The sequence below is a fragment of the Clostridioides sp. ZZV15-6598 genome (assembly GCF_020657705.1).
GTDB lineage: Bacteria > Bacillota > Clostridia > Peptostreptococcales > Peptostreptococcaceae > Clostridioides > Clostridioides difficile_F.
In genome coordinates this window covers 1-12,323 of the sequence record NZ_JAGWCS010000049.1, presented here as the reverse complement: position 1 = coordinate 12,323, position 12,323 = coordinate 1, and the positions used below count along the sequence as shown (strand labels likewise).

At 30.1% G+C, this 12,323-nt stretch carries 11 protein-coding genes and 1 riboswitch; of the genes, 8 read left to right on the top strand and 3 right to left on the bottom strand.

The annotated features are described in order from the left end of the window. The first annotated feature begins 92 nt into the window (after positions 1-92). The 3 genes from tig (at position 93) to clpX (ending at position 3,383) form a co-directional block, all read left to right on the top strand. Complete coding sequence (tig, locus tag KGF50_RS11145; RefSeq protein WP_227848112.1) at positions 93-1,379, top strand: trigger factor; 1,287 nt, start codon at positions 93-95, stop codon at positions 1,377-1,379. 150 nt (positions 1,380-1,529) lie between these two features. After that, entirely contained in the window at positions 1,530-2,114 is a 585-nt protein-coding gene (gene clpP / locus KGF50_RS11140; RefSeq protein ID WP_227435751.1) for an ATP-dependent Clp endopeptidase proteolytic subunit ClpP, read from the top strand. A gap of 18 nt (positions 2,115-2,132) precedes the next feature. Beyond that, entirely contained in the window at positions 2,133-3,383 is a 1,251-nt protein-coding gene (gene clpX, locus KGF50_RS11135; RefSeq protein WP_227848111.1) for an ATP-dependent Clp protease ATP-binding subunit ClpX, read from the top strand. Between the two features lie 63 nt (positions 3,384-3,446). Here the strand turns inward: clpX and KGF50_RS11130 are convergent, their stop codons facing one another. Together KGF50_RS11130 and KGF50_RS11125 are read right to left on the bottom strand one after the other, a co-directional pair. Next, positions 3,447-3,974, bottom strand: a complete 528-nt coding sequence (locus KGF50_RS11130) for a chromate transporter (protein ID WP_227848110.1) — start codon at positions 3,972-3,974, stop codon at positions 3,447-3,449. Next, positions 3,962-4,474, bottom strand: coding sequence for a chromate transporter (locus KGF50_RS11125; RefSeq protein WP_003417110.1), 513 nt, complete (start codon positions 4,472-4,474; stop codon positions 3,962-3,964). The genes KGF50_RS11130 and KGF50_RS11125 overlap by 13 nt, the downstream gene beginning before the upstream one ends. Before the next feature lie 171 nt (positions 4,475-4,645). On the opposite strand from KGF50_RS11125, the gene lon reads away from it, so the two are divergent. Together lon and yihA are read left to right on the top strand one after the other, a co-directional pair. Beyond that, complete coding sequence (gene lon, locus KGF50_RS11120) at positions 4,646-7,009, top strand: endopeptidase La (protein WP_227848109.1); 2,364 nt, start codon at positions 4,646-4,648, stop codon at positions 7,007-7,009. Beyond that, positions 6,999-7,610, top strand: a complete 612-nt coding sequence (gene yihA / locus KGF50_RS11115; protein WP_227848108.1) for a ribosome biogenesis GTP-binding protein YihA/YsxC — start codon at positions 6,999-7,001, stop codon at positions 7,608-7,610. The genes lon and yihA overlap by 11 nt, the downstream gene beginning before the upstream one ends. A 186-nt stretch (positions 7,611-7,796) precedes the next feature. On the opposite strand, the gene KGF50_RS11110 is transcribed toward yihA, so the two are convergent. Next, positions 7,797-9,167, bottom strand: a complete 1,371-nt coding sequence (locus KGF50_RS11110) for an MFS transporter (RefSeq protein ID WP_227848107.1) — start codon at positions 9,165-9,167, stop codon at positions 7,797-7,799. A gap of 186 nt (positions 9,168-9,353) precedes the next feature. Next, positions 9,354-9,469: riboswitch (FMN riboswitch) on the bottom strand. 273 nt (positions 9,470-9,742) lie between these two features. Here KGF50_RS11110 and KGF50_RS11105 point away from each other — a divergent pair. From KGF50_RS11105 to KGF50_RS11095, 3 genes are all read left to right on the top strand, one after another. Next, positions 9,743-10,822 (top strand): ATP-binding protein, encoded by a 1,080-nt coding sequence (locus tag KGF50_RS11105; protein WP_227848106.1) that lies wholly within the window; start codon positions 9,743-9,745, stop codon positions 10,820-10,822. A 172-nt stretch (positions 10,823-10,994) separates the two neighbouring features. Next, positions 10,995-11,882: an AraC family transcriptional regulator gene (locus KGF50_RS11100; protein WP_227848105.1), complete on the top strand. Its 888-nt coding sequence runs from the start codon at positions 10,995-10,997 to the stop codon at positions 11,880-11,882. Beyond that, positions 11,879-12,295, top strand: a complete 417-nt coding sequence (locus KGF50_RS11095; protein WP_227848104.1) for an SRPBCC family protein — start codon at positions 11,879-11,881, stop codon at positions 12,293-12,295. The genes KGF50_RS11100 and KGF50_RS11095 overlap by 4 nt, the downstream gene beginning before the upstream one ends. Positions 12,296-12,323 lie beyond the last annotated feature (28 nt).

Genomic DNA, 12,323 nt, shown 5'->3' with positions numbered 1-12,323 from the left:
ATGTGATATAATTAAGTGGTTGAATTATAAATAGAATGAATTATGATACCATTATCGGGTATTACATAAATATCACTAGGAGGATTAGAAGGATGAAAGCAGAACTAATTAAAAAAGAGGGTAATAAAGTTACTTTAAAAATAACAGTAGATAACAATAAATTTGAAGCAGCAGTAAATAAGGCTTATAATAAAAGCAAAAGCAAATATAATATACCTGGATTCAGAAAAGGTAAAGCTCCAAGAATTGTTATAGAAACTCAATATGGAAAAGGTATCTTCTACAATGATGCTATAGAAGTGTTATTCCCAGAGGTTTATCCAGAAGCTATCAAGGAATTAGATATAGATCCAATAGACAATCCAGATTTAGATATAGAAGAAATAAGCAAAGACAATGGATTAGTTATGGTTCTTAATGTTGAAGTTAAACCAGAGTTTGAATTAGGAAACTATAAGGGTATAGAAGTAGCTAAGGTTGAGAATACTGTAAGTGATGAAAATGTTGAAGCTAAATTACAAGAAATGGTTGAAAAAAATGCTAGATTAGTAAGTGTTGAAGACAAAGCTTTAGAAGATGGCGATACAGCTATAATAGACTTTGAAGGTTTTGACAATGGTGTAGCTTTTGATGGTGGTAAAGGTGAAAATTATAACTTAGTTATAGGTTCAAACACATTTATACCAGGATTTGAAGAGCAATTAGTAGGTAAAAAAGCTGGTGAAGAAGTCGAAGTTAATGTTACTTTCCCAGAAGAATACCACTCAGAAGATTTAGCTGGAAAGCCAGTTGTATTTAACGTAAAAGTAAATGATGTAAAAGTAAAAGAATTATCTGCATTAGATGATGAATTTGCTAAAGATACTAGTGAATTTGATACTTTAGATGAATTAAAAGCAGATGTAAGAGCTAAATTAGAAGAAGAAGCTAAAAATAAAGCAGATGCAGAAATTAGAAATTCAGTAGTAGAAAAAGTTGCTGAAAATACAGAAATAGAAATACCAGAAGTTATGGTAGAGCATCAAATAGATAATATGTTAAACGAACTTAACTACCAATTACAATATCAAGGGTTTGGATTACAACAATTACTAGAGATGACTGGTAGAACTATGGAAGAATTAAGAGAAGAAAGAAAAGAAGATGCTAAAAAATTAGTTAAATCTTCTCTAGTATTGGAAGCAATAACTAAAGCTGAAGGAATTGAAGCAACAGAAGAAGAATTTAAAGCTGAATTAGAAAAAATGGCTTCTGCTTACAATATGGAAGTAGAAAAAATAGAAACTACTTTAAGAGATGCTGATAAGGAAGATATAAAAGGACAAATAAAAATAAGAAAGACAATAGACTTATTAGTTGAAAGTGCAACAATAGCTTAATAAAATAACCGCTATAACTAATATAGTTGACGTTATAGAATGTTTAGTATATAATGTTGTGCAAATATAATTTAGTTAAATGCGTAAAATAATTTACAGTAGCTTAAAGAAGCTACTGTAAATTATATAGAATAAAGGGGGTATGAAACCATGGCATTAGTACCTGTAGTTGTTGAACAAACAGGAAGAGGAGAAAGATCTTATGATATATTCTCTAGACTATTAAAGGACAGAATAATCTTCTTAGGAGATCAAGTTAATGATGCCACAGCAGGGCTTATAGTAGCACAGCTATTATTCTTAGAAGCTGAAGACCCAGACAAAGATATACATTTATATATAAATTCTCCAGGAGGAAGTATAACTTCTGGAATGGCTATATATGATACTATGCAATACATCAAACCAGATGTAAGTACTATATGTATAGGTATGGCTGCTTCTATGGGAGCATTCTTGTTGGCAGCAGGAGCAAAAGGAAAAAGACTAGCACTACCAAATAGTGAGATAATGATACATCAACCATTAGGTGGAGCTCAAGGTCAAGCGACAGATATAGAAATTCACGCAAAGAGAATTTTAAAAATAAAAGAAACTTTAAATGAAATATTATCTGAAAGAACTGGTCAGCCATTAGAGAAAATCAAAATGGATACTGAACGTGATAACTTCATGAGTGCATCAGAAGCCAAAGAATATGGTTTAATAGATGAAGTATTTACAAAGAGACCGTAGATAGAGAGAGGTGTTAATATGTCTAAATACGAAGAGAAACGACAATTAAAGTGTTCATTCTGCGGTAAAAATCAAGATCAAGTAAGAAGATTAATTGCAGGTCCAAATGTATACATTTGTGATGAGTGTGTTGAACTTTGTGACGAAATTATTCAAGAAGAAATAGAAGATACTATAGATGAAGATACTACATCTTTACCAAAACCAAAAGAAATGATGAATATCTTAAATGATTATGTAATAGGTCAAGAAAAAGCTAAAAAGGCTTTATCAGTTGCTGTTTACAATCATTACAAGAGAATATATAGTAAAAAGTCTAGTAGCAAAGATATAGAAATCCAAAAGAGTAATATACTTTTATTAGGACCTACAGGTTCTGGTAAGACGTTATTAGCACAGACTTTAGCTAGAACTTTAAATGTACCTTTTGCAATGGCAGATGCTACATCACTAACAGAGGCTGGATATGTTGGAGAAGATGTTGAAAATATACTTTTAAAACTTATTCAAGCTGCTGATTTTGATATAGAAAAAGCTGAAAGAGGTATAATATATATAGATGAGATAGATAAGATTGCAAGAAAATCTGAAAATCCATCTATAACTAGAGATGTTAGTGGAGAGGGTGTTCAACAAGCTCTTTTAAAAATATTAGAAGGTACTGTTGCAAATGTTCCGCCACAAGGAGGAAGAAAGCATCCTCATCAAGAATTTTTAAAGATAGACACTACTAATGTATTATTTATATTAGGTGGAGCTTTTGATGGGCTAGAAAAAATAATCCAAAAACGTGGTGGAGATAAGACACTAGGATTTGGAGCTAAGATAGAAAGTAAAAAAGAATTAGATTTAGGGAAGCTATATGAAAAAGTACTTCCAGAGGATTTGTTAAAGTATGGTATAATACCTGAATTTATAGGAAGAATACCAGTCTTAGCTACTTTAGAATTACTGGATGAAGATGCACTAATGCAAATACTACAACAACCTAAAAATGCTCTAGTAAAACAATATAAGAAATTATTAGAGTTAGATGATGTTGAGCTAGAATTTGAAGAAGATGCTCTTCGTGCAATAGCTAAAAAGGCTATAGAAAGAAATACAGGAGCTAGAGGACTTAGAAGTATAGTTGAAAGTGTAATGATGGAAACTATGTTTGAAGTACCATCTAGAGATAATATAAAGAAGGTTATAGTAACAGAGAAATCTGTGAACGAAGACTCAGTAAATCCTATCATAGTACTTAAGGATCAAGAGGAAAGTGCATAAGATGATGAAAAGGAGCTTTAAAAGGCTCCTTTTTTTATGCTAATATGAAATTAGATATTATTATCATAAAAATGTGAGTAGAATACCTATAATACCGAAGACGAATACAATTGCAATAGAGCCAATTTTTCCTTTATATAGAAGATAGAATGATGCTGCAAATGCGATTATTCCATATAAGTCCCAATTAACTTCTTTTGCAGATGAAAAAGCGGCTGACAGTATAAAACCTAGAGTAATTGGTCTAAGTACCATTAATAAATTTTCTACTTTTTTATTATTTTTGAACTTAGCAAATAACTTTGATATAATAGTTAAACCTACTAATGCAAATATTGTAACCCCAATAGTTGCAGATAGAGAACCAAAAAAACCAGCAGTTTTAAATCCTACAAATGTAGCACTATTTATTGCTACAGGACCTGGCGTAGATTGTGATATAGCAAGTAAATCTAAGAATTCTTGATTAGTTATAAGGTGGTATTTAGATATAAATTCTTGTTGAATAAATGGTAACATAGCATACCCGCCACCAAAACTAAATGCTCCTATTTTAAGGAATATTAAGAAGAGTAGTATTATTTCTGACATAGACTATATACACCTCCTCCAATTATTAAATAAATAGGACTTATATTGAATACACCAACAGATAAAACTGCTATAATTAATAGTAGTATGTTAGTTTTAGACTTTGGTAGTTTCTTAAACATGCTCGTAAAAGAATACAATATAAGAGCTATTACTACAGGCGCAACTCCTTTAAAAAATCCATCTAAAATTTTAGATGAGGAATTTTTAAAATATAAATATGACAACACTAAGACTATACAAAATGACGGTAGAGCAGAGCCTAGGGTACATATAAGAACTCCTGGTATACCATAAAGCTTATATCCTAATAATACAGAGATATTAACTGCTAGTACTCCAGGATAACTTTGAGCTATGGATAGATAATCGATAAATTCTTCCTGCTCTAAAAGTTTTTGTTTGTTTACAAGTTCATCTTGTATAAGAGGAACCATAGCGTAGCCACCACCAAATGTAAACGCACCAATTTTTAAAAAGGTTAAAAACAATTTTAACATAATAGAAACCTCCAAAAGATAAATAACATCTAAGTATACTAACATTAATATTATATCATAATAAAATAATAATATAATATACCAAGAAGTTATCGTTAATGTTGAAAATTAACATGTGCAAATATATAATAAAAACTGCAAAATAATTAGACTAGAAAAGGAGTAATGTTGATGGAACAAAATTATACTAAAATAGATCATGAATTACCATTAATCCCTTTGAGGGGATTAGCAATATTTCCATATATGATATTAAATTTTGATATAGGAAGAGAAATATCTCTTAAGGCTTTAGACCAAGCTATGATGGATGAAGAGCTTATATTTTTAACATCTCAAAAAGAAGCAGATGTTGATGAACCTGGTGAAGAGGATTTTTATCATGTAGGAACAATTTGTAAAGTTAAACAAATGATAAAATTACCAGGAGATACAGTTCGTGTTTTGGTCGAGGGTGTATCAAGAGGTAGAGTTAAAAAAATAGAGCAAGAAGAAGGATATTTTAGAGCAGTAATAGAAGAAATTGTTTTTGATAGTGATAATTTAGATAGTGAAACAGAAGTTGAAATTGAAGCATTTGTAAGAAATGTATTTGATGCTTTTGAAGAGTATATAAATATTGGAAATAGAGTATCACCAGAAATATTAATATCTTTAGCTGATATAGAAGATGTAGATAGATTTATAGATACAATAGCTGCAAATATTTACCTAAAATCAAGTCAGAAGCAGGAAATACTAGAAGAATTTGATATTAAGAAAAGACTTGAACTTATTTATTCTATATTACTAGAAGAGATAGACATACTGAAAATAGAAAAAAAGATAACTTTAAGAGTTAAAAAACAAATGAATAAAGTTCAAAAAGAATACTATCTTAGAGAGCAATTAAAAGCTATACAAAAGGAATTAGGTGAGGAAGAAGACATAAATTCTGAAGCAGATGAGTATAGAGAAAAGCTTAAAAAAATAAAAGCACCTAAGACGACTAAAGAGAAAATAGAAAAAGAAATTGATAAATTTTCAAAGATATCTTCTATGTCTCCAGACGTATCTGTAAGTAGAAATTATTTAGATACTATATTCTCATTACCATGGAACAAAGAAACAAAGGATAAACTAGACATAGTTAAAGCACAAGCTATATTAGATGAAGACCATTATGGGTTGGATAAGGTTAAAGAAAGAATATTAGAGTATTTAGCCATAAGAACTCTTGCTAAATCACTTAAAGGACCTATAATATGTCTAGTTGGACCTCCAGGTACGGGGAAAACATCTATAGTAAAATCAATAGCTAGAGCGTTAAATAGAAAATTTGTGAGAATATCTTTAGGTGGAGTTAGAGATGAAGCTGAAATAAGAGGCCACAGAAGAACTTATGTGGGTTCTATTCCAGGAAGAATAATTAATGGAGTAAAAGAAGCTCAGACTAAAAATCCTGTGTTTTTATTTGATGAGATAGATAAAATGGCAGCAGATTATAAAGGTGACCCAGCTTCAGCTATGCTAGAAGTATTAGACCCAGAGCAAAATAAGGATTTTGTGGACCACTATTTAGAAATACCTTTTGATTTATCAAAGATACTATTTGTTACAACAGCAAATAGTTTAAGCAATATTCCAAGACCATTATTGGATAGAATGGAAGTAATAGAAGTATCTGGATATATAGAAGAAGAAAAATTAAATATAGCAAAAAAATACTTACTCCCAAAACAAATTAAAGAACATGCTTTAAAAGAGAATTTTGTAAAAATGGATGATGAAACTTTAAGAAGCATAATAAATCATTATACAAGAGAAGCTGGAGTAAGAACATTAGAAAGAACTATTGGTAAAGTTTGTAGAAAAGTTGCAAAAAAATACGTTGAGGACCCAACACTTGAAGAAGTTATTGTAAATAAGTCTGACTTAGAAAAATATCTTGGAAAAGATATGTTTAAATACCAACTTGCAGAGCTTAATCCTCAAATAGGGCTTGTAAATGGACTTGCATGGACAGCAGTTGGTGGAGTTACTCTTGAAGTAGAGGTAAATGTGCTTAAAGGAAAGGGTGAAATTGTATTAACTGGAAAACTAGGAGATGTTATGAAAGAATCTGCTAAGACAGGTATTTCTTATATAAGATCAATAGTGGACAAGTTTGATATTGACCCTGATTTTTATAAAACTAATGATATTCATATACACATTCCAGAAGGTGCTGTTCCAAAGGATGGGCCATCAGCTGGTATAACTATGGCACTTGCAGTGATTTCAGCACTTACTAAAAGACCTGTACCAGGTAATATAGCTATGACAGGAGAAATAACTTTAAGAGGTAGAGTGTTAGCTGTAGGAGGAGTTAAGGAAAAACTATTAGCAGCTCATAGAGCTGGTATAACAAAAGTATTAATTCCTAAAGAGTGTGAAGCTGATTTAGATGAGATACCAGAAAATGTAAAAGAGAAGATGGAGTTTGTGCTTGTAGAGCATATGGATGAAGTATTAGAACAAGCTTTATTAAAGAGTGGTGAAAAAAATGAAAATTAGAAGTTCAGAGATAACTATGAGTGCTGTGAATAAATCACAGTATCCAGCAGAAGGTGTACCAGAGATAGCACTAGCTGGTAGGTCAAATGTTGGAAAATCATCGATAATAAATACATTACTTAACAGAAGAAACTTTGCTAGAACTAGTCAAACACCAGGAAAAACTAGAACTATAAATTTCTATCTTATAAATAACGAATTTTATTTTGTAGACCTTCCAGGATATGGGTATGCTAAAATAGCCAAATCTGAAAAAGAGAAATGGGGAGGTATAATGGAACGATATCTAGAAAGTAGACAAGAACTATGCTCTATATTCCTACTTGTAGATATTAGACATGAACCTACAGCAGATGATAAACTTATGTACGAATGGATAAAACACTTTGGATATAACTGTGTAATTATTGCAACTAAGGCAGACAAAATATCTAGAGGACAATATCAAAAGCATATAAGTATTATAAGAAAGAAATTGCAAATGGAGAGTAGCGAAAAAGTAATTCCTGTTTCTTCACTAAAAAAGACTGGTGTTGAAGAACTTTGGGAAGAAATTGTAAATCAATACAATCAACATGGATATGAAATAACAGTAGATTAATTTTAAATGTTATATATATTAAAATCAAATAAAGGATGCCTCAAAGTATTTTTAACTGATATTTTGTGGCATCCTTGTTGTTTATAAACAATATATATTGGTAATTATTGTTATAAATCAATAAAATTAATATAAATTAGTTTGTTTAAAGGTTTGGCGATTTATATAATTAGTAATAAATATTGACTAAGAAGTGGCTTTTTCTGTCTTTTTCATAAAGAAAATTGTAAGTATAAGTCCTATAAAGCATACTGCTGCTGCAATCCAGTAAGATTGATTACTAGCTGCAACATAAGCCAGTGTATGACTTGTAGACTTTTGATGATATGTAAGTCTTTGTGCAAAGAAACTACTGAAAAAGGCTGTTCCAAGAGCAAATGACAAATTACGAACTGTTGCAAGAAAACTTCCTCCATATCCTTGCTTTTGAGGTGGAACGTCTGCCAAGATACTACTATTGTTTGGTGAACTAAAAGAGCCTAATCCAAAGCCAAAAATAATTAAACATAGAATCAAAAGATATAATGGAGAATCTGCTTTTAAAAGTGCCATTCCAACTAGAGCAATAGTCATAAATGAAAAAGATACAGTTAGAATATTTTTTGCACCATGTTTGTCAGAAAGAGAGCCTGCAATAGGTGCTATAAGTACCATAATAAGTGGATGAACAGTCATGACAGAACCAGCCATCATAGGAGATAAATTTTTTAGTTGTTCTAGATAAAAAGGAAGTAGGAAAGATACTGCCATTTGAGGGAAATAACAAGCTATTCCAATAATATTCCCCACAGTGAAATTTCTATTTTTAAACAAAGGTAAATCAATAAAACTTTGTTCAAATTTTACCTCTCTTAATACTAACAATAAAAATGCTATAATTGCTACTATTCCTATATACCATTTTGTATTTCCTTCTCCATTCATTGCAAGCAATATAAGTGTGGTACAAGATGCAAATAATAGAAGACCTAGTATATCAAAACTTTTGTTTTGTTCATCTAAAATAGGTTTTGGTAGAAATTTCATCCCAAGAAGGACTGCTATAATACCAATAGGTATATTGATGATGAAAATAGAAGGCCATCCAAAGTGTTCTAAAAGTATTCCACCAATTACAGGACCACTCATATTTCCTATACCAACTACTGCACCAGTAATTCCTATAGCCTTTCCCTTCTCATTTGCTGGAAATGCATTAGAAACTATACCAAGTCCAGTTGCCATTAAAATACTTGCTCCAATTGCTTGAAATATTCTTGATAAAATCAATGTTACTAAACTATTAGATATACTACATAGAAAGGAACCTATTGTAAATATAAAAAATCCTAACGTATATAGATAATTTGAACCTACCTTATCACCGAGCTTTCCAAAAAACAACATAGTAGCTGTTACAACCAACATATAAGCTGTAACTACCCATTGGATTTGCGACATATTAATTTTAAAGTCAGCAGCAATTGTAGGATTTGCGATATTTAGTATACTTCCATCAAGAGTAGACATAAATACACCAATACAGATGATGATTAATACTATCCATTTTTGTTTCACTGATAACACCCCAATCTTTTACATAGTAGATTTTGTTTTATAAGTACAGTATAGTTACAAAATAAACAACAAAAAAGCACCTATATCTTAGGTACCTTAGAATATGTTTATTTTCATGAATAAATACGGTAGTTGAAGGATTTGTATAGATTACTCATGTAAAATTACATAAAGGTACTCATATACTATTTTCTTCTACCATCCAGATTTTACTGTCGGCTTTGGAATTTGACCAAATTCTGCCATAAGGCTCGCGGGCTTTTACCGCCGATAGGGAATTTCACCCATTTCTGAAGAAAAACAGATGTATTTTTTAATTTTATTTTAACATAAAATAACAATGGAAACAATTAGATTTAAGTAATACAGACAACTATACTACAGTATAGACAGTTTTATTATAGTTTTGGACGGAACTTAAACTAGAGTATAATAGATTGAAATTGAGTAAAATAAGTTATTGTCACTGCTGAGTGATAAGTTTTATATTTAGCAAAAGCATAAAGCTGTAACAAAACTCGTATAATATTAATATCTTAATTAAGAGGTATGGTAAATTATGAGGAGGCGCTAATATGGAAGGAAAGATAAAAAAGGCATTTCCAGGTGGAAACACATCACAAGGCTCATATTCTTTTTTTGATTATATAATTCCTGAAAATGTAAAAAGAGTTTTTTGTTTAAAGGGTGGACCTGGAGTAGGAAAATCCTCACTAATGAAAAAAATTTATAAAGAATTTTTGCATAGAGGATATGATATTGAATTATATCATTGTCCTTCTGACCCAAGTTCGTTGGATGGTGTAGTTATAAAGAAACTAGGCGTGGTACTTATGGATGCAACTGCTCCACATACTGTAGACCCTAAACTCCCAGGTGCTTTGGACGAGATAATTAATTTAGGAGATTACTGGAATACAGAGGAGTTAGAAAAAAATAGACAAGAAATTTCAAGCTATGATAAAGATATTAGTAATGCTTTCAAAAGAGCATTCAAATTTTTGAAATCAGCAGAGCCAATCTTTAGAGATATCGAGGAAAAATATTCTGACTGTATGGATTATGGAAAAGTAAATTTAGTTACAGAAGAATTCATAAAAAGATTATTTGATGGAGTAGATAGTACAGGAAAATTAAAGAAAGAAAAGCATTTATTTGGCTCAGGGATAACTCCTGTAGGATGTTTAGATTATACAGAACATATTTTAAAGGATGTAGGTAAGGTTTATTACTTATCAGGAGAAATAGGCGCTGGAAAAACTACACTTTTGAGTAAAGTGTACAAAAAAGCTATTGAGAAAGGCTTGAATGTAGAAGTTTATCACTATCCACTTATTCCTGAAAAAATTGAAACTATATTATTAACTGATTTAGATATAGGAATAACTATAAGTAGTACTTTTAAAGATGAAGATACAATTGATTTGAATCAATTTTTAAATAGAGAAAAATTACTTAAGTACGAAGAAGATATTAAATTTGATGAAAAAGTTTTAGATGACTTAATTTGTTGGTCAATTTTAAATCTTAAGAGAGCTAAATCAAAACATGATATTATAGAAAGTTACTATAGTCCTAACATGAGATTTGATGAAGTAGGAAAACTGAGAGATGAATTAGTTAAGAGAATCTCAAAGTATGAGGAAAATATATAAAATATGTCTGTTTAAAATTAATATTAACTAGTATATAATCAACAGCAAACTGGTATAGCTCTGAAGCTATGGCAGTTTGCTGTTTTTTGCTATAATTTAAACAGATAAATCTTTGCACAAAAAGACAAGAAAATTTATAAGATTTATTATAAAATATGGAGGTACATATGAAATGCAATGGTTAGAGGGATTACAACAATCTATTGATTATATTGAAGAAAATATTTTAGAAAAGTTAGATTATGAATATTTAGCAAGGTATACAAATGTGTCAGTTTTTTATTATCAACGAATGTTTAGTGTATTAGTAGGTATCTCTGTTGGTGAATATATTAGGAATAGAAGATTAACTTTAGCTGGGCTTGAATTAACTACTTCAAATAGTAAAATCATAGACATAGCATTTAAATATGGTTACGAAACAGCAGAAAGCTTTACTAAAGCCTTTGTTAGATTTCATGGGATAACGCCATCTATTGCTAGAAAGGGAAATTCAAACCTAAAATCATTTAGCAAAATAACATTAAAAATATCTTTAGATGGAGGAAATACTTTAGATTACAAAATTGTCGATAAGGGAGAATTTTCAGTAATTGCTTTAAAGAAACAATTTTCTAAAGATGAAGATATTTTCAGAAGACAGATACCAAAGTTTTGGCAAGACTTGTTTAAGACTAGCTTGTATAGAGAATTAATTTCTTATGTGAAAGAAAACACTATTACAAAAGGTGGGGTTTTGGGAATAGATGAAATGGCAGTTTCACAAAACAAACAATTATTTAATTATTATGCAGCTGTTGAGACAAATGAAAAACCTAAAAATGATGAATTTACCTCATTTACAATACCCTGTCATAAATGGGCTATTTTCAAGTGTACAGGTGCCATGCCAAATTCTATTCAAAACCTATGGGTAAAAATATATAGTGAGTTTTTCCAATGTTCTAGCTATGAACCAGTTGCTGATTTCAATTTTGAACTTTATTTTGGAGGAGACAGTAATAAAGATAATTATGTTAGTGAAATTTGGGTTCCAATAAGACGTAGGAGGAGTATATGAAAAAATGTAGAGTATCTGAGATAACAGCTTACTTTAATACAGATGTAGAAACAGTTTGGAATATAGTTACAGACAATAGTGATTATAAATGGAGAAGTGATATAAGTAAAATTGAAGTATCAGATGATGGAAGTACTTTTATTGAGTACAATAAGGATGGAAACAGCACAAAATTTACTGTTACAGAAAAAACTAAAAATAAGCTTTATAAATTTAATATGGAAAATAAATTTTTTTATGGTAATTGGCAAGGTGAATTTTTTGAAGAGGATGGAAAAACTAAAATAGTGTTTATAGAAAATATATATGTTAAAAATCCTATTATAAAAATTTTATCTTATCTCTTTATGAACTTAAAAAAAATACAAATGCAATATGTTGAAGACTTAAAAAGAAAATTAAATGAGATGTAAAACATTAATATCTTGTATACATATAGAT

Bases quoted from the DNA above. Each gene is read 5' to 3' on its own strand.
- tig (WP_227848112.1), top strand. From the start codon at position 93: ATGAAAGCAGAACTAATTAAAAAAGAGGGTAATAAAGTTACTTTAAAA.
- clpP (WP_227435751.1), top strand. From the start codon at position 1,530: ATGGCATTAGTACCTGTAGTTGTTGAACAAACAGGAAGAGGAGAAAGA.
- clpX (WP_227848111.1), top strand. From the start codon at position 2,133: ATGTCTAAATACGAAGAGAAACGACAATTAAAGTGTTCATTCTGCGGT.
- KGF50_RS11130 (WP_227848110.1), bottom strand. From the start codon at position 3,974: ATGTCAGAAATAATACTACTCTTCTTAATATTCCTTAAAATAGGAGCA.
- KGF50_RS11125 (WP_003417110.1), bottom strand. From the start codon at position 4,474: ATGTTAAAATTGTTTTTAACCTTTTTAAAAATTGGTGCGTTTACATTT.
- lon (WP_227848109.1), top strand. From the start codon at position 4,646: ATGGAACAAAATTATACTAAAATAGATCATGAATTACCATTAATCCCT.
- yihA (WP_227848108.1), top strand. From the start codon at position 6,999: ATGAAAATTAGAAGTTCAGAGATAACTATGAGTGCTGTGAATAAATCA.
- KGF50_RS11105 (WP_227848106.1), top strand. From the start codon at position 9,743: ATGGAAGGAAAGATAAAAAAGGCATTTCCAGGTGGAAACACATCACAA.
- KGF50_RS11100 (WP_227848105.1), top strand. From the start codon at position 10,995: ATGCAATGGTTAGAGGGATTACAACAATCTATTGATTATATTGAAGAA.
- KGF50_RS11095 (WP_227848104.1), top strand. From the start codon at position 11,879: ATGAAAAAATGTAGAGTATCTGAGATAACAGCTTACTTTAATACAGAT.